We start from the raw sequence: 19330 nt of genomic DNA on the forward strand, positions 1-19330 counted from the left end.
CATTTACATAATCAGCAAATCAGTATAACTGTCCGGCATTGCTTACTGCATAGTATCCTATGTAATTTTCGTCTAATCCAAATGCCTTACAATTCTCCGCCGTGACCTGCTCAGCCGGCTGATAGGAACCATCCACCGTTGCAAATCCATTTTCATCATAGGTCAAGCTCTTGCTGACTTCTCCACATGTACTACATTCTGCCGTATAGGTATATATGCCATCCTTTACACCGGTCAACTTCCAGCCCACCTTTTCCTCATGGAAAGTGATGTGATCTCTTGGCACACCAAAGGTCTCCGTCAGGCATCTGTAAATCTCAAATGAATGTACCATATAGTACATGCTCTTTAAACTATTCGCTATCGTCTCTTTTGATTTATCTCCATAATCTGTTAAAGTTAACTGCAAAGAATCCTTATCTTTGTGCGGAATCTCTACCATCGTTCGGTTCCATGAACCACAAAATACATTCATATTTAACTCTTTTAAAGAAAGAGGCAGCTTAATCTCACGTTGTTCTTTCAGATTTGTATTATTTTCTTTATATGTAGAAAATAAGCCTTCCGGCAAGGTATTCAAGGCACATCCGTCTTCAAATGTTATGTACTTGATTTTTGCATTTCCGCCACCATCCAATGAAGTCGCTGTAAAATCCGTCAAGCATTTTGGATATTCAAGGCTTCGCAGATTACTGATGCTAAATGCCCGGGTTCCAATGGTAGTCACGTTCTGCATATACGGCAGCTCGGTTATATATATATAACGGAACGCTTCATCTTTAATTGTCTTAACACTGTCCGGAATCCGAAGTGATGATACCTTTGAGCATCCCATGAAAGCCTGCTCTTCAATCATCTCTAACTGGCTAGGAAGTTGTATATCGGTAACATTCCCGCAATATGCAAATGCTGCTTTTCCAATTGATATCACGGAATCCGGAATTGCGATCTCCTGTAATCCGTCACAATCATAAAATGCACATATACCGATCGTTGTGACTGTACCAGGAATCACAAGCTTCTCCATCTGATCCAGATTTCGGAATGCTGATTCTCCGATCGTTGTAAGTCCTTCCGCTAATTCAACATCTTTCAAAGCGTAACAGGCATAAAAAGCTTCCTTTCCTATGCTTTCAACCTTTGAGCCTTTTTCGAACCGGATCGTCTCAAGATACTGTGAATTATAAAAGCACCTCTCCGGTATCGTTTCAATGGAAGCCGGAACCGTAAATTCTTTTAAAGACTTACAACCGTAAAGTAAATATTGAACATTCTTTCCAAATGAAGTAAGCTTGCATCCTTCCTCAAATGTAATCTTCTCCAGTGACTCATCCATATAGAACATGCCATGATTGAACGAACCTGAATTGAATTCTGTAACAGATGCCGGAATCGTGATCTCCTTCAGCTTCTTCTGTTGCTGCACCAGTGCTGTTGTTAATTTCTGCATCGTACTTGGAAGATAGATATATTCATACTGGAGATTTTCTGGTGGACTATATACATTAAAATATGTCAGTCCTTCTCCAACTTCTACCTGCACGATATTGTACTTGGCAAATACATCTTCATAATCTGAAAATAATCCAAACTGACCGGAATAGTTTGTATCTTCGCCTCCATATGTGATCGTTGCAATATACTTTTTTTCTTCTGTAGAAGCATAGATACGCCATATATTTTTATAGCTGTCTACCTGCTCTACCAATGCCTCTCCGGTCTTCTGATAATGATATCCGATTCCCTCATCGACTTCTACCTCTGCTGCATCCTCCGTCTGTGCATACGTTGTCATTGACCCATAAAGCGTTATGGGCGTCGCAATCGCAAGCATGGCAAGCATGGCGGCTGTCAGATAATGCTTTTTTCTCTTTGTTTTTAATTTACTCATATTTACCTCCCTTTCATTCATGCACGTATCCCTTATATCCCTAGTACCCCTGCATCCTGTTATACGGATGCTGTCGCATAGTTTATGATCATTTCCTTTAAACGTATCAACTCCGGCATATAATCCCTGTTATCCTCTGCGCCCCATATAAAGCCTCCCGCGTAGTAGGTACATGCTGCCATCATCGTATGTACGGTCACACGCATAAATTCATCCTCCGGTATATCCGTGCGAAGGGTATGATCTTCCTTTGCTTTCTCATACATCATATGCAATCGAGTATCAGCCGAATACACCGACGCATGAAGCTTCTCAAGCTGTTCCGGATCTACGCCCTCATGTGTGACGTAGTGATTAAAGTTATCATTGTACTGAAGCAGTTCCTTATGGTTCAGGTACATTTCAATATAACTGTCCAGCGTGAATATGAATCGTCCGACTGCCGGAATATCCTGAACCGATGAGATTGGTCTGTTCTGATCCAGCTCGTCCAGATATGCTTTCCACTGTGCCGCACAGACTGCAATTACAAGCTCTGTCTTATTCGAATAGCACCGGAATAAGGTCGCCCTGCCGATACCGACCGCCTCAGCGATCTCGCCCATACTTACCGCTTCAATCTTCTTTTCTACAAAGATGCGAAATGCAGTATTCAGGATCCGCTGTCGTCGTTCATTTTCTTTTGCTTTTTGTTTCTCTGATTTGTTCATTACCGTGTTCCTTTTTTGATACGTACTGTATCATTAATTTTATAAGAAATAAAATATAATGTCAATACTCATAAACACATCTTATATATAAGTCAAGGATTTTTTCTGACCTCAAAAAATCAGGCAGCCCTGCTTTGTGGGCTGCCTGTCTCTATTTAAGCTCCAGATATTTCTTAAGCTTTGGTTTTTTCTTTTTATAGTATTCCTGCAGCTTCTCCACCAACAGGGTGAGGTAGCGGAACAGGGATTCTGCCGCGAATCCGAATACCACCATAAGCAGTACGCAGATATTTGACAGATCGGTCAATGCAAATAACTTCTTCAGGAAAAATCCTGAGAATATAAATCCAATGATGTTCAGTCCGATCACACCATATTTCATCTTGTTTAACGGCTCACTGATCTTAAACAGGATCATAAAGCCAACAACGCAAAGCACCATTGTTGCGATCGTACCGATGCTTTCTTCCGGCAGGGCAAATACCTCACCGCAAATCACTAACGCGCCAACCGCAATTACGTCAGTAAGGCCACCCGGAAATGCTTTGAACATGACATTTGTAAGGAAATGTCCTTTGATCCGGTCTCTGTTCGGTTCAAGTGCAAGCAGAAATCCGGGAGCACCGATCGTAAACATACTGACCAATGAGATCTGCGCCGGTTCCAGCGGATAGGTGATCATAAAGATAACCGAGAACAGCGACATCAACAGTGAGAATATATTCTTAACAAGGAACAGGCTGGCGGAACGCTGTACATTATTTACAACCCGTCGTCCTTCGTATACCACATCCGGCATATGTGCAAAATCGGAATCCAGCAGAACGACCTGTGCTGCCTGTGTTGCAGCTTCACTACCGGATGCCATCGCCACGCTGCAGTCCGCATCCTTCATTGCAAGGATATCATTGACACCATCACCTGTCATCGCCACGGTATGCCCCTGCTTTTTAAGTGCCTGCACAAGCTTCTGCTTCTGCTTCGGTGTCACACGACCAAAAACCGTATATTCCCGTACGGCTTTTTTGATCTTTGCATCCGTATCAAGTGTCGTTGCATCCACATAGCTTTCTGCGTTGTCAATACCCGCCTGAACTGCGATCTGTGATACCGTCTTTGGGTTATCACCGGATATAACCTTGATCGCTACATCCTGACTCTTAAAGTATGCAAAAGTCTTTACCGCATTTTCACGAATCGGATTTGCCAGTGCCACAAAGCCAAGCGGTGTTACTCTGTCAGATAATCCATTTGCAATACTGCTTCCTTCATATCTTCCAAATAACAGCACACGATCTCCCTTTTCGGCATAAGGAAGGATCTCTTTCTCGATTGACGCATAATCATCCCGCATGATGAATTCCGGTGCACCAAGCAGATAGATGCCATCCGAAAATGTAATACTGCCGTATTTCAAACTGGATGAAAATGCCAGACGGTCAAGCGGTACTCTGTGTTTTCCGACACTACCGTCTGCCTCATCGGCATATTTCTTCAATGCCTCCATCGTAGCGTTATTATCCTGTGACGCTGCTGTATAATCAATCAGCAGCCCTTTTAATTCGTCCGTCGTCTTTAACGGATTCCGGCTATCCTTACTTAAGAACATATCCTTGACACTCATAACAGGCTCTGTGATCGTTCCGGTCTTATCCACACATACACATCGACACGTGCCAGTGTCTCGATACTTTTCATATCATGCAGCAGGACTTTTCGTTTTGCCAGATTCATCGTACTGAGTGCCAGTGCAATCGTAGTAAGAAGATATAAGCCCTCCGGGATCATACCAAGGATAGCTGCAACTGTCGAGGTTACACTCTTCCGGATCGAGTCATCATTTACGAAATGGCTCTGCCAGAACAGAATAATACCGATCGGTATAATGATGATACCAACCCATTTTACGATCAGGTTGATCGACCGGATCATCTCGGACTGTTCACCGCTTCCCATGGTCTTTGCTTCCATGCTGAGTTTTGAGATATAGGATTCATTTCCGACCTTTTCCAGTCTGGCATAACATTCACCGGACACCACAAAGCTGCCGGATAACAGAGAACTGCCGCTCGTCTTTTCTACCTCGTCTGCTTCACCGGTAAGGAGGGATTCATTTACCTGAATGCTGCCATCGATAACAACCGCATCTGCACAGATCTGCTTTCCGGCTGTCAGTAAAATGACATCATCCTTTACCAGTCTTCCGAATGGATCTGCTGTAAAACCCCATCTCTGACTACATCTGCATGAGGTGCATTTAAGAAATTCATTTTTTCCAGTGTCTTCTTCGCACGCAGCTCCTGTATGATACCGATCAATGTATTACCTATGATGATCGGTAAAAAGGTCAGGTTCCGAAAGGAACCAACAAGGATCAATAATACTGTGATAATAAGAAATATTAAGTTAAAGTATGTAAGTGTATTCGACAGAATGATCTCTTTCGTCGTTTTATCCGTCGATATATCGGTCTGATTCGTCAGCCCTTTTTCGATTCGTTTCTTTACTTCGTTTTCTGTCAGTCCCCGGATCGAAGGATTGATCTGATTTGCATGTGTATCGTCCATAAGATTTCCTCTCTGGTCTGTGTTATCAAAACTTTTACACCATTCTACTACATTCTTATGGAAAGAAAACGAAAATAATTGTTAAATTTTGTTAATTCTTTATTCGTCTTTATTCAGGTGATAACCAGCCCCCCATTTTCTTTCTATCCGTTCATTGAACCAAACTTCAGTTTCTTTCTTGTAATCAGATATGCTATTACACCACACAGAATTCCAACCAGAATGCCACCTAAGATATCGGTCGGGTAATGCACATACAGGTATAGTCTGGAAAATGCGATCAGCACCGCAAGCACCAGTGCCGGATACCGGAATTTCTCTTTTGCAAAAACAATGCAGTTACTGCTGCAAAGGAAGCTGCCGTATGACCGGATGGAAATGAATAATCTGTCGGCTTCTTCACTAACAGGGGAATCGCTGTATTTACATCAAAGGGTCTTGTCCTTGCTACCGCATTCTTCAATATGCCATTACAAAGTATAACGTCAAATACCAGTGCAAGTGCCATCAGGATTCCTGTCTTTCTATGTTTCTTACTGATCAACAGCACGATCGTAAGCACGATCCAGATGACCCCTGCATTTCCAAGTGTCGATACAAATGGCATCACTACATCAAGAAATGCATTTCTCATATGCTCCTGTATAAAATCCAAAATCGTTAATTCCATCTGATTCACCTTTTGTCCTCCTGCCTGTATGTAAATCGCAAACTATTTCTACCGGTCTGCTATGTCGCTTCACTTATGCAAGTGATTTTGTATGTCTTTCAGATAAGTATCACTTATTTATTTTCCCCGGAGGATCTTCACACCACGAACGACCATGAATATTCCTACGATCAACAATGCTGCCGACATTACAGTTGAGAACAATGAATTCATAACAGCCATAAGGCTTGCTGTCTGAATAAGCATGACAATAAAACTAAGCACGATAATGCTGTTTGCCAATATAAAACAACCTCCGACCACAATACATATGACTCCGGCATAAATATTCGCGCCTTTCCGAACTGCCGATCCAATCTTTCTTGCCTTCTCTCGCTGTGCAGGATCCATATCCATGCCGTTCATCATCCGGTCAAATTCCGGAGACAGTCCACTTCCATATCCTGCAGCATCATCATTTACCTGACTGGTATAGACCTTGTTTCCAGCATCTCCTGAAAATGGTGTGCCCGGAGTCCCCTGCTGCCATTGTGAATCCTGTCTGGTATCTGTAACCCATGGTGATGTTTTCTCGCTATTTTCTATTATTATGTCTGCGGGTTGGCTGCCATACACACCATATGGGCCGTTATATCCGGACTGACTGTTGTATCCGGACTGACTATTATATTCGCCATATTGACTGTTATATCCGGAAGTCTGAACGACATCATCGCTCTCTCCTTTTATAAAGTTACGAATTCCCTGTATCAGAAGCAGCACTCCTATACCACCGAAAAACAAAAGGAAAAGTCTCATAATGCCTAACCCTTTTGCCAAAAGACCTACAAAGCCAAAACTCATGAATACCAAAGTTCCCAGAATGCAACCCAGTAATTGTTTGACCCGATTGGATACACTTTCCATCGAATTAATAAACAATACGATTCCTGTCAATGCAAATATCAATCCGAATCCAAGTACAATCCCCCATGTTAAGATTCCTCCCTGATCATACAGGTTTGTTATGCCCCAGACTCCGAGGGCAAGCATCATCACACCAAAGCAAAAGAAAACAAATGCTCCTATTTTTGCTCCTTTTTGTTCCTGCATAAAACCACCTCCGTTTATAGAGTATCACAGAACTGTGTTTTTTTGCACTCCTCCATGTATATTTTTTCGATTTTGTCACCAAATGCCTTCGATGAAAATGCTTCCGATGATACTTCTGTTCCTATAAAGCAAAAAAATCCCCCGCACTTGTCTCCTGTAGTTCTTCGGGCTACAGGCAAATGCGGGGAACCTTTTCTTTATTTGTTGATTTATTCACTCTAATAAGTATGTTTCTTTGACTTTGGTGCTGCAGCTTCAACCTCCTGTGCATTATGATTAGCTGTTGCACATACCTTCTGAACTGCTTTCTTTTTCTTCAATGGATGCTTTGGATTCTTATCCATGATCTACACTCCCTTTCTTATATCTGTATACATATACATAAGGGGTCATGTTTTTTATTCGCACGGCTCGATATCAACACATTTTATTCGATGGCAATGAAGTTCTCCTTTTCGATTGCTTCCGGTGCTTTCTTTGGAAGGGTCAGACGAAGAATACCACTTTCATATTTTGCATGTATATCCTTCTGACTGATACCGTCACCAACATAGAAACTTCTGCTCATGCTGCCGGCATAACGTTCACGTCTGATATACTTACCGTTCTTCTTATCTTTCTCATCCTTATCCAGACCTTTTGCAGCGGAAATGGTGATGTAGCCATCTTCCAGTTTGACATTTACTTCATCCTTCTTAAATCCAGGAAGATCAATGTCTACTTCATAGCTATCATCTGTTTCACGGACATCCGTCTTCATCATGTTCTTAGCATGTTTGCCATACAACGGGCTTTTCTCCGGAAACATTTCCTTTTCAAATTCCTTACCGAATGGGAAATCATCCATCCAATCATCAAATAAACTTTCTCCAAAAATACTAGGTCTTAACATAAGTCATTACTCCTTTCAATTTCAAACCAGTGTCGGAAATCTCAGCTCCTTATGGAACCTTGAGGCACTTAGACTTTTGTATGTTTAGCACTGTCAGAGAAACTGAGGTGTCGAATTTGTATGTTATAAGTTCCGGGATTTTTTCTTTTATCTTCTTTCTTAATCCCTTTCCTTATCTTTAGCTATGTTATAGCACCGTTTATTAGCACTGTCAAGAGGCGAGTGCTAATTTTATGTGAAGATTTTGTGAACTATCTGATTTCTATTTCTACACTTAAAAGAAAAAGCCAGACCGGCACTCACCGGTCTGGCTCTTTCTTCTATATAATTATAGGTTATTTGTAATTTACTCTACATCCTGTAAAGCTGCAAAGTCTTCCTCACCGGTACGAACCTTAACAACCTTATTAACACTGTATACGAAGATCTTACCATCACCGATATGTCCGGTATACAGAGCCTTCTTAGCAGCTTCAATAACTGCACTGACAGGAATCTTGCTGACTACGACTTCTACCTTAACCTTTGGAAGAAGGGTTGCATCTAATTCAACACCACGGTACATCTCGCCGGCACCCTTCTGGATACCACAGCCCATAACCTGATTCATTGTCATACCAGTTACACCAAGATCATTCAATGCCTTCTTCAAAATCTCAAACCGTGCAAGCTTTGCAATGATAACTACCTTGTAGATACCACTTGGAGATGCTGTAACAGGAGCTTCCGCAACCTTAACTGCTGCATTCTTTAATGTATCCGAAGCCTTATCATAATCAGCTACACCAAGATCTGTGTTTTCATTTACATCCATTGTCATTGTATTTGATACATCAACGATACTGAAGCCAGCATATGCAGATGGAAGACCATGCTCGCATGAATCCAGACCAACAATTTCCTCTTCCTCTGATACACGAAGGCCGAAGATCTTCTTAATAAGAAGGAATGCAATTGTAATCGTAACTGCTGTCCAGAGGATGGTCGCGCCCATACCTACGAACTGAATACCGAGCTGCTTGAAACCACCGCCATAGAATAAACCTTTGGCTGCAATCTGGTTTGCACCATATGTTACGCCATCACCGATACCTCTTGCAAATGCAGGAGCTGTATCTGTAGCGAAAAGACCAACTGCGATTGTTCCCCAGATACCATTTAAGCAGTGAACTGCAACAGCACCTACAGGATCATCAATATGTAATTTGTAATCTAAGAGCCATACACCGAATACAACCAATACACCGGCAACAGCACCGATCACGATAGCACCGAAAGCATCACAGACATCACAAGGAGCTGTAATTGCTACCAGACCTGCAAGAGATGCATTCAGACACATTGAAACATCAGGCTTACCATATTTTACCCAGGTAATGATCATTGCTACAACTGTTGCAACAACAGGAGCAATTGTTGTTGTTACAAATATTGAACCAAGTTCTGAAACGGTTGTTGCTGCTGCACCATTGAATCCATACCAGCCAAGCCAGAGAATAAATACACCGAGACAACCGATCGGAAGGTTATGTCCAGGGAATGCATTTACTTTTTCAACCTTACCATCCTTGCCCTTTACAAACTTACCGATACGAGGTCCAAGGATTGCTGCACCGATCAATGCACAGATACCACCAACCATATGAATACAGTTAGAACCGGCAAAATCATGGAAGCCCATCTGAGCTAACCAGCCGCCGCCCCATGTCCAGTGTGCCTCAATCGGATAAATAACTGCTGAGATAATTGCTGAATATACACAATAAGAAATGAATTTTGTACGTTCTGCCATCGCACCGGATACGATTGTCGCTGTTGTTGCACAGAACACTAAGTTAAATACGAAGTTGGACCAGTCAAAATTTGCATAATCAGTAAATATGTCAAATCCCGGTTTACCGATCAAACCAACCATGTCTTCACCAAGTAAGAGTCCAAAACCAAGAAGGATAAATACAACTGTACCAATACAGAAGTCCATCAGGTTTTTCATCAGAATGTTTCCGGCATTCTTTGCTCTGGTAAATCCTGTCTCTACCATCGCAAATCCTGCCTGCATCCAGAATACCAATGCCGCTCCGATCAGGAACCAGACACCGTACACTTCACCAGAAATTGCATCTAAAATTTCACTTGTCATAGTTCTTACCTCCTAAAACTCAAAAATGCGATACATGGAGACTTATCCTTAACAGACGCCCCATGCATCGCATTTTACTTCATTTTTCCCCTCATCCGGTCCGCGCGTATAGCCGGATATCAGGTTTTTCTTTGTCCTGTACCGGGGAACTTATGCCTCCCGATAAAAGAAAAAGGCACTACGAATATTTCGTAGCGCCTTTGCTATGTCCATGAGTATAGCACCGGGGATTACTCATGTCAACGATAAATTTATATTTTTTTTAGAGATTATTAACCATGCCTTTTCCAACTGATCAGCACAGTTTATAGTTTCGCATTCTATACAAGTATTTATCTACTTTCTCTTCATCTGTGGGATCAGTATAAAGCTGCAATACAGGATTGCTATAACTGCCATGATCCCCCCTGCAAATCCGATATACCCCATCGATGCATGTGTACATACCAGTCCACCGATCCAGGTGCCACATCCAATTCCCAGATTATAGATTCCTGAGAACATCGACATGGCAACAGCGGAGGCTTCCTCCGGAACCGCTTTGATTGTCTCTGACTGGAAAGTAACGTTAAATGCCGTTACAGCCATACCCCACAGCATACAGATCAATATCATTGTCCACGTAAATTTCGATGCCGGTTTCAGGCAAAGCATGACAACAGCAATCAGTGTGATCGATGCACGGATAAAATGATATCTGTGTTTGTCATATACACAGGAGAACAGAAAACTTCCAAGAATTCCGGCCGCTCCAAACAACATTAAAGTTATAGTAACAAGGTTGTCCTTAAACATTGCAATCTGCTTCAAAAACGGCTCAATATAGCTGTAGCCTGTATAGTATGCACCCGCAACTAAGAACGACATTAATATGATCCCAAGCATAACCGGGTTCTTCAATATCGCCGGCAGTTCTTTCATCTTAAAGGATGTACCCCCTTCAACCTTCGGGAATACAAATGCCATATAGATAAGAACAAGAAATGCAACAACCGCAACACAGAAAAATGTCATTCTCCATCCTACATATAATCCAACGATCCTTCCAAGCGGAAGTCCAAATATCATCGCAATGGATGTACCGGTTACTACCATACTCATCGCAAACGACCTGAACTTCTCCGGCACGATCTTAACTGCTGCCGGTGATGCGATCGACCAGAAGACCGCATGTGCACAGGCAACTATGATCCTTGCCGCCATCAGCATCGCATATCCGGTTGCAACCGCTGATAATATCTGACCGATTCCAAATAATGCAATCGTTCCCAGCAGCAGCTTTCGGAAGCTGATCCTTGATGCAAGCAGCATGAGTGGCAGTGATAACAGCATAACCGCCCATGAATATGCTGAGATCAGCATCCCCGCTTTTGCCTCCGTGACCCGAAAATCATCTGCTATATCAGTCAGAAGACCGATTGGCATGAATTCCGATGTATTAAATATAAATGCCGCTACCGTCATTCCGATGAGCGGCAGCCATTCCCTGATAGTTAATTTCTGATTCATTCTGCAATTATATCCTTTCCTGTAAATTCCTGTATTTTTCTATTTATACATTTACTGTTTTGCAACGCAGTCCGCTAATATATATTCTGTACCATGCAACGCAGTCTGTTAATATGCCTCCGTATTATGCAACACATTTATATGAAACCGATCTTGTATTATATGGTATTTTTTCCTATGAACCGCATCTGATATTATCCGGCATTTTTATTTTTATAGTAATTTTATTATCGGATTTCCAACTCCGCAAGTCAAAAAAATAGTCTTCTTCTTGTAATTTTTGCTGTTTTTACCGCTGTTTTTTCACGAAATTAAGCAAATTCTGTTGCATTAGCGTAGAAAAGTATGTATTATATTAAAATATTGTGTTATTTTTATAAATATTTGATTTTTTCATACTATAATTTTTTATTTTATTCATATAATTTATCAGAATAACACATCACCACAATACAAAAATGAAAAGGAGAAAATCATGTGGGCAACTGTAAATGAAATCTTAACAAAAATCGATGATTTTGTGTGGGGTCCTCCACTTATGGTCCTTATTATGGTCGGTGGAATTCTTCTCACAATCCGGATGGGCGTTCTTCAGATCCGCAAACTGCCATTAGCACTCAAATGGATGATCAAAAACGAAGAAGAAGGCGAAGGCGAGGTTACTTCCTTTGGTGCACTGTGTACTGCTCTTTCCGCTACGATTGGAACCGGTAATATCGTTGGTGTAGCAACTGCGATCGGAGCCGGTGGACCGGGAGCATTATTCTGGATGGTACTTGCTGCATTCTTCGGAATGGCAACCAAATACGCAGAAGGTCTTCTGGCTGTCAAATATCGTGTCGTTGACAAGGACAACCATGCACTTGGCGGACCATTCTACTATATCGAAAAAGGTATGGGTTCAAAATGGAAATGGCTTGCAAAAATATTTGCTTTCTTTGGTATCTGTGTAGGTCTGTTCGGTATCGGAACCTTCTCTCAGGTAAATGGTATCTCTTCCGCTGTTAATTCATTCTTTGATCCTGACATGCAGTGGACGGTTAATATTCCGGGAATCGGTACTTATTCATGGACCGTTGTTATCGCTTCCCTGATCTTAAGTGTATGTGTTGCACTCGTTCTGATTGGCGGACTGAAGCGTATCGCAAGCGTATCCCAGATCATCGTTCCATTTATGGCTGTTATCTATGTTGTTATATGTGTGATGTTACTGATCTGCAACATCACTAAAATTCCTGAGGCTGTTGTTATCATTGTAAAGAGCGCTTTCAAGCCTTCTGCTGTTGCGGGTGGTATCGCCGGTTCATTTATCGTGCTATGCAGAAAGGTGTCGCGCGTGGTATCTTCTCAAATGAAGCCGGTCTTGGTTCTGCTCCTATCGCAGCAGCCGCTGCCCAGACAAAGGAACCGGTTCGTCAGGGACTTGTATCCATGACCGGTACTTTCATCGATACTATCATTATCTGTACAATGACAGGTCTTTCCATTGTTCTTACCGGTGCATGGAAAGTGGAAGGTTTACAGGGTGTTCAGGTTACCACATATGCTTTTAACGAGGGACTTCCGATTCCTGCAACGATATCAAGCTTCCTGTTAATGCTCTGTCTGGTATTCTTTGCATTTACGACGATCCTTGGATGGGATTATTATTCTGAGCGTTGTCTGGAATACTTATCCGGCGGCAAAAAGAAATCCATCATGATCTACAGATGGTTATACATTCTTGCTGTATTTATCGGACCTTACATGACAGTTTCTGCTGTATGGACGATCGCCGATATCTTCAACGGACTGATGGCTATTCCTAATATGATCGCCATCTTTGCTTTAAGCGGTGTGGTTGCAAGGGAAACGCGTGATTTCTTCAGCCGTCATAATAAGCAGCCTTTTGAATAAATTGTTAAAATAAAATAGAGGACCCTGAGATCTAATTCACATATTATTACGCAAGACACTTTCGTTCTATCTTCATGTAGCGGTACTAGGCTCCTGCTTTCGCAGATCGCTAAGGACCGACATTCAGATAGGCTTGCTTCATAATAGTGAATATATATCTCAGGGTCCTCTATTTTATTTTTCTGCACTATACTAATTCTTTCCCCCCGCTTCATATAGTTAATGGGTATCAAGTCACTTTGCAACACTTCATACCACATCTTATTTTATTTTTGGGGTATCTGCTTTTATTTTAATAATCTATACCCTTATCTCTACCTTACTTTCGGGTATTATAGCCCATAGTAAGCATCCATACCCTGAAATCATTTTATTTATGGGTATAAAATCATTTTATTTTACACTATACCCATCTTCTTAATAATTTCCGGGTATCAGATTAATCTCATAACATTTATACCCGTATATGCGTTCAGGCCAATGACAATTCCGGGTATCAGGTTAATCTCATAACATTTATACCCATATATGATTTCAGTTCAATGACGATTCCGGGTATCACATTCATCTTCCGCATATTAAGCTATCCAAACGTTTTTTGTATTAATGCTATCTCTTCTCAACAAAACCCTTTACATGGTCAAGGACGATCTGCATCAGGCGGGTACGGGCTTCGGTGCTTGCCCAGGCGATATGTGGCGTAATGAGCAGCTTATGGCTGTCCTTTATAGCAAGCAGCGGATTGTCCGGCTGTATCGGTTCCGTCCGAAGGACATCTAAACCTGCGGCTGCAATCGTGCCCTGCTTCAAGGCTTCTGCAAGATCTTCTTCTACTACGATCGGTCCACGTCCAAGGTTCAGGAAGATCGCGGATCGTTTCATCTTTGCAAATGCCACTTTATCCATCAGATTCCCGGTATATTCATTTAATGGCGCATGAACCGATATGACATCAGAAGTCCGAAGAAGTGTATCCAGATCAACCTGCTCATAACCCTCCTGTGCCGGTCTGCCAGATGCTGAATAATAGATCACATGGGCACCAAATGCCTTTGCTATATCTGCTACCTTCCTTCCGATCGCTCCAAGTCCGATGATGCCCCATGTCTTTCCGGCAAGCTCTGTAAACGGCTCGCCAAACCAGGTAAATACATCATTTTTCTGGTAAGAGCCATTCTTTACATAATCATCATAATACCGAAGCTTTTCAAGCAGATAAAAAAGCATGGCAAATGTATGCTGTGCAACGATCGTAGTGGAATATCCGGCTACATTTCTCCATTCAATTCCCCGTTTATCCAGATAGTTCTTATCCAGATTGTTTGTTCCGGTTGCCGCTACACAAACCAGCTTCAGATTCTGAGCCGTTCCAACCGTCTGCTCATTTACCGGGACTTTATTCACAATGATAACATCTGCATCCTTCGCCCGCTCCGGAACTTCTTCCGGCTGTGACATCTCATATGTTACAACTTCTCCCAAAGCCTCAAAGCCCGTCAAGTCAATGTCTTCTCCTATCGTCTTACGATCTAAAAATACTATCTTCATATTTATTTTTAATCCTTTCATCTATTTTTGTTATCCGACATTCCATTCACCTGCGTCTGCTGTCAGGGTGGATAGAAAACATAAAGTGTAATTTCCGTTATGATGCCTGCACTAGCTGCCGGCACAAAGCCCTTGTCTGAACCCGTAAGGGTAAGTTAGGGCGGCTGACGGCAAATAGGCGTGCGGGCAGAATAGGAAATGAAACGTGTTTTCTATCCCCCCTGACAGCAGGCACAGGCAAATAGAATAACTGATAAGCATATAAACTTATTTAAAATATGGGAGGATCAATCAAGATTCTCCCATACTGCTACCATAATTACTTTCATATTCTTCCTGACATCGAAATCCGGGAGCACATCTCCATCCTTGAAAATACATGCCTGAATACTCTTTCTGACCGTATAGTCCTTCGCTGCATGGAATAATCCATCCGTCGAATACCACAAATTTTTTCCTTCAATGGATATGCGCAGTTTCCATCCGGCAAATCGTTTTCCCGGTACTTCGTATCCGCATGTCCGCAGTGTCTGATCTCCGGTATGTTCCCAGATCGTCTTGTCCCTGTATTCCAGATTTCCACTCTTCAACCGGGTAAGTGTTCCTACATTCCCGGTTCCATCGACTGCCTCCGGATAGTGACTGACCGCTTCCTTATGGTTGCTGTTGTACCACACCATAAACGGATATCTGCCAAATGTTTCCTTCGTTGCTTCCAGTGCTTTTTCCGTTACAAAATCTGTACAGATCATATCCACACCAAGCTGGAGCAGATAATTAGCATAAACAGCATCATCTGAAACCGTATAACAAAATGCATACAGTCCGGCATCATGTACCTTACGGACATTTTCCTTTGTTACAAAATTCGTCCGCATTGCAACACTGCATATTCCATGATCCAGACAATAAGTGAGGATCGAATCCAGCTTATCGATATTTAATCCAACCAGATACATATAATTTGCAAAATGATATACGGAGTCGATCTGTTCATACATCGGCTGGCTGTATACCTGCATCAGCAGACGATCGAGCAGACCTTCATCCTGCCGGAAATCCTCCAGCATAGCGGCAACCCGTTTCTCGTTCCCTTTTTTTATATTATGGAAATCAATTTCAAATGTATAGGCAGGTTCATTCTTTACTTTTTCATAGAACTGTCTCGCGTCCATGATCGAATGTCCGTGGATCGGTATCTGCATTGCCTGTTCATATGTCATATGCGCAAATTCCGGCTTATATGAAACCCCGGTGCACTTACAATTATTCTCTGTCCAGCCATGACACAATACCAGACGGTCATCCTCCGTATAGGAAAGATCGATCTCAAACGACTGATAGCCTTCCTTTTTCCCATGTTCAAATGCCTCTGCCGTATTATGATAGGTTGTACCATCCATACCGCCAAATGCATGTGCCATCAGTTTTTTCGAGAATATCTCATATCCACAGTTTCTGCGGATTCCATGTTCATCCTCCCACTGTGCAACCAGATAGATCTCATCATCCGCAGCTTCATACAAAGATTCTACCGATGCTGCGATCGGTATCAACTGCTTGCAAACCGTGCCGTCATAAAAGGAATCGTGCCAGTTATGATCCGTTCCATACCATATCCAGCCTTCTTCTGTACGCTTTCTGGCATAATAACCGATGCACTTCAGATTGGAATTGGAAAATACTGTTTCAACAGTCAAATCCCCACCATCAGTATTTGAAACAAACTTTTTTTCTTTCCCGAAGCCCCCGTCCGGAAGCCAAAATGAACGGCGGACAAAACGTTCACCGTTCTGTCTGCCGCCATTTCCATCATAGATCAATGTATATTCTTTCTTTTCCTGTTCCCGTTTCCAAGGCAGATGAAACTTCATTTTCCGCTACCATCCTTTTATTTTCCAAGATCATCTTTAATCTGGGTGGTTGAAATGTCCGGTGTTCTTGGAAGATACACGACATCACAATAGTCTTTCAGAAAATCAAACTTCCCTTCCCAGTCATTTCCCATAACAAAGGTATCAATCTTAAATTCTTTGATATCTTCTGATTTCTGTTCCCAGCATTCCTCCGGAATGACAAGGTCAACATAACGGATCGCCTCTAATAACTGCTTTCTTTCCTCATAAGAAAAATAACATTTCTTATGCTTCTGATTCCAGTTAAATTCATCTGTTGAAAGTGCAACGATCAGATAGTCTCCCAATTCCTTTGCTCTCCGTAACAGATTGATATGTCCGTAATGCAGCAAATCAAAGGTTCCATATGTTATTACCTTTTTCATATTATTCTCCTTCTCTCATCACAGCAGCGTTGATCGCCTGTGTCAGATCTTTTGCATCCTTCATATAACAAACCGGACATGCATCCCCGATCATCTGACTGATATATGCATACTGCTCTTCATTCTTCACAAATACTGCCCTCATATAAGATGCACTTACCTGTAAGGCATCCTTCAGGAATGTATTATTATTTTCTGTGATCTCTTTGTACATAAGGTCACTGATAATCATTATTTTATTTGGCTGATCCATAAATGTCAATGCCAGAAGTTTTTCCGGATCTGTCACATCAAGCAATACTGCCAGATCAAAGGCAGCACGTCCCAGAAAACGCCTGACTGCTGCTGCATAATCATATTTCCATACGGACATTGCCTGTCCTATCGTAATCTTCCCACTTTCGTAAAGTTTCTTCGCTGTACGTCCCATCGCACTTGGAAAATAATCAGCGGTTGTTCCGATAACCGGAACTTTATTCAGCAACGGATATGCTGAATCCTTATTCTCATTGACCATATCCTGATTGCAGGAAATAAACAATTCCACCGTATCACTTCCGGCACAGTTTTCCGCTGTTTTTCTAAGCCACTGTGTCTCCGTACACTCGGACAGTGCATCTGAATAGATCATTACTTTCTTTTTCTTATTTTTCGGAATCGCTTCTACTTCAACTTCATCCTCGGTTCCCATGAATAAGCTGCAAAGCTTATGCGCATTCTCAACGGAATCGTAAGCGCAGAACTCCTGATATGCTGCTTCATCATCATAGGTCTTACCACGGTTGATCGCCGCAAGTACCTCTTCCGGTGTTACTGCCTTATCAAAAGGAAGCTCCATCAGATCCATATAAGTGCCACGTTTCTTACGATACAGTTCATAGTCAGCGCAATATAAAACGATCTGCCGGCGAAGTGCCAGATAATCATAGAATACACTGGAGTAATCCGTGATCAGTGCATCCGTCAATGCCAACAGCTTATAGCTGTCCACGGTCGGAGGGAACTGGCGGATTCTCTTAAACTGACTGTAATCCAGCGAATCACTGACTCTGTGATGCAGATTTACATACAGGATCTGATCCTCTCGGAGATTTGCATCCAGATAATCCAGAAGCTCCTTTGATTCCGCAACAACCTGATCGACCTTAAGATAATCCTTCCAGGTTGGCATGTAGGCATAAATGTGCTCCCCGTTCGGTGCAAGCATCTTGCGCAATTCTGTCTGGTCACTCTGCGCAGCTTCTAACATACCACCGGTTCTTGGATAACCGAGCTTTAAAACCTTGCCCGGCATCAGTTCTGCTACCTTATAGGATTCCAGCATATGTTTTTTTGTATAATCATTTGGATATAACAGATAGTCTGCATCAATGAAATTGCTCTGCTGAATGCCATTCTTATGTTTTCCTTTTGCATTCTTTGCAAGTCCCAGTTTTTTAAGCGGGGTTCCATGCCAGATATTAATGTACATCTGACCTTCTTTCTTCACCCATGCAGCCGTTAAATACACCTCAGTCAGAAGAAACTGTGCCGTTTCGATCAACTCCATATAGACAGAATCCGGAGTCACCGCCTCTGTACGGTTCCATCCGTTCTGTCTGATATAGGTCTTTACAATCTCTTCTGTATCTTTGGCTGTTTTGACATAGATATGAAAATCTTTAAATGCATCGTTATGATTTAATTCATTTAAAATATACTGCATACTGCCACGGACATTTTTTCCGAGTCCCATCAGCACAACCCGTCCCGGTACGATCTTACTGTCATAGTAATAATCGGTCACCGTACGCTTGCCGACCGGAATCTGATTCTCTTTCGCCCATGCTTCCATCTGCTGTAAACTGTTTTGCCGTTCCTGATACTCCGGTGTTCCTTCTCCGGTTACAGCATGATAATCCACCAGCCCATCTGATGATGGTTTCTTCCATATGTCTGTCTGAATTATGGAAGCCGGTTCTTTTTCCTGACCTGCATCTATATTCTGCGGCTTTTTTTCTTCCTTTACATGCCGCTTAAATAATCCTGTTATCGAAAGCTTCATATCGTGTTAAAACTCCTTATCTTTTTAACCTATTTTACCACTTATAGTATATCTATTTACAGGTAAACTTTCAATAACATTTTCCCCTGT

The 19330-nt window shown here is 42.1% G+C and carries 16 protein-coding genes and 1 pseudogene; 1 reads left to right on the forward strand and 16 read right to left on the reverse strand.

Annotated features, from left to right (window positions below):
* Window positions 1-19 precede the first annotated feature (19 nt).
* From DW959_RS09955 to DW959_RS09990, 12 genes are all read right to left on the reverse strand, one after another.
* Window positions 20-1891: a leucine-rich repeat domain-containing protein gene (locus tag DW959_RS09955; protein WP_173783658.1), complete on the reverse strand. Its 1872-nt coding sequence runs from the start codon at window positions 1889-1891 to the stop codon at window positions 20-22.
* A gap of 59 nt (window positions 1892-1950) precedes the next feature.
* Window positions 1951-2601: a TetR/AcrR family transcriptional regulator gene (locus DW959_RS09960; protein ID WP_118616038.1), complete on the reverse strand. Its 651-nt coding sequence runs from the start codon at window positions 2599-2601 to the stop codon at window positions 1951-1953.
* A 151-nt stretch (window positions 2602-2752) separates the two neighbouring features.
* Window positions 2753-4258 (reverse strand): HAD-IC family P-type ATPase, encoded by a 1506-nt coding sequence (locus tag DW959_RS15115; protein WP_347475349.1) that lies wholly within the window; start codon window positions 4256-4258, stop codon window positions 2753-2755.
* Entirely contained in the window at window positions 4222-4800 is a 579-nt protein-coding gene (locus DW959_RS15120; RefSeq protein WP_347475352.1) for a hypothetical protein, read from the reverse strand. Before DW959_RS15120 ends, DW959_RS15115 begins: the two co-directional genes overlap by 37 nt.
* Window positions 4794-5168, reverse strand: a complete 375-nt coding sequence (locus DW959_RS15125; RefSeq protein WP_347475350.1) for a hydrolase — start codon at window positions 5166-5168, stop codon at window positions 4794-4796. Before DW959_RS15125 ends, DW959_RS15120 begins: the two co-directional genes overlap by 7 nt.
* A gap of 143 nt (window positions 5169-5311) precedes the next feature.
* Window positions 5312-5455 carry a phosphatase PAP2 family protein gene (locus DW959_RS15130; protein WP_347475351.1) on the reverse strand — a complete coding sequence of 48 codons (144 nt, stop codon included), beginning with the start codon at window positions 5453-5455 and terminating at the stop codon, window positions 5312-5314.
* Complete coding sequence (locus DW959_RS09970; RefSeq protein ID WP_347475353.1) at window positions 5449-5838, reverse strand: phosphatase PAP2 family protein; 390 nt, start codon at window positions 5836-5838, stop codon at window positions 5449-5451. The genes DW959_RS15130 and DW959_RS09970 overlap by 7 nt, the downstream gene beginning before the upstream one ends.
* Before the next feature lie 117 nt (window positions 5839-5955).
* Entirely contained in the window at window positions 5956-6930 is a 975-nt protein-coding gene (locus DW959_RS09975; RefSeq protein WP_118616040.1) for a hypothetical protein, read from the reverse strand.
* A 218-nt stretch (window positions 6931-7148) separates the two neighbouring features.
* Window positions 7149-7274, reverse strand: coding sequence for a hypothetical protein (locus DW959_RS14890; protein ID WP_021943566.1), 126 nt, complete (start codon window positions 7272-7274; stop codon window positions 7149-7151).
* An 83-nt stretch (window positions 7275-7357) separates the two neighbouring features.
* Entirely contained in the window at window positions 7358-7822 is a 465-nt protein-coding gene (locus DW959_RS09980; RefSeq protein WP_021943565.1) for an Hsp20/alpha crystallin family protein, read from the reverse strand.
* Between the two features lie 346 nt (window positions 7823-8168).
* The gene (locus DW959_RS09985; protein WP_182430076.1) at window positions 8169-9962 is read right to left on the reverse strand and encodes an ammonium transporter; all 1794 of its coding nucleotides are present in this window, start codon (window positions 9960-9962) and stop codon (window positions 8169-8171) included.
* A 336-nt stretch (window positions 9963-10298) separates the two neighbouring features.
* Window positions 10299-11471 (reverse strand): sugar transporter, encoded by a 1173-nt coding sequence (locus DW959_RS09990; RefSeq protein ID WP_118616042.1) that lies wholly within the window; start codon window positions 11469-11471, stop codon window positions 10299-10301.
* A 475-nt stretch (window positions 11472-11946) separates the two neighbouring features.
* Here DW959_RS09990 and DW959_RS09995 point away from each other — a divergent pair.
* A pseudogene (locus DW959_RS09995) lies at window positions 11947-13367 on the forward strand (alanine/glycine:cation symporter family protein).
* 609 nt (window positions 13368-13976) lie between these two features.
* Here the strand turns inward: DW959_RS09995 and DW959_RS10000 are convergent.
* The 4 genes from DW959_RS10000 to DW959_RS10015 form a co-directional block, all read right to left on the reverse strand.
* Window positions 13977-14915, reverse strand: coding sequence for a D-2-hydroxyacid dehydrogenase (locus DW959_RS10000; RefSeq protein WP_118616062.1), 939 nt, complete (start codon window positions 14913-14915; stop codon window positions 13977-13979).
* A 287-nt stretch (window positions 14916-15202) separates the two neighbouring features.
* Window positions 15203-16789, reverse strand: coding sequence for a glycerophosphodiester phosphodiesterase family protein (locus tag DW959_RS10005; RefSeq protein ID WP_118616044.1), 1587 nt, complete (start codon window positions 16787-16789; stop codon window positions 15203-15205).
* A gap of 17 nt (window positions 16790-16806) precedes the next feature.
* Complete coding sequence (gene tagD / locus DW959_RS10010; RefSeq protein WP_021943559.1) at window positions 16807-17196, reverse strand: glycerol-3-phosphate cytidylyltransferase; 390 nt, start codon at window positions 17194-17196, stop codon at window positions 16807-16809.
* Between the two features lies 1 nt (window position 17197).
* Window positions 17198-19240, reverse strand: coding sequence for a CDP-glycerol glycerophosphotransferase family protein (locus DW959_RS10015; protein ID WP_118616046.1), 2043 nt, complete (start codon window positions 19238-19240; stop codon window positions 17198-17200).
* Window positions 19241-19330: the final 90 nt, after the last annotated feature.

Origin of the sequence: Clostridium sp. AM46-21 (assembly GCF_003480025.1) — a bacterium.
In the GTDB taxonomy this organism is placed as follows: Bacteria; Bacillota; Clostridia; order Lachnospirales; family Lachnospiraceae; genus Coprococcus; species Coprococcus ammoniilyticus.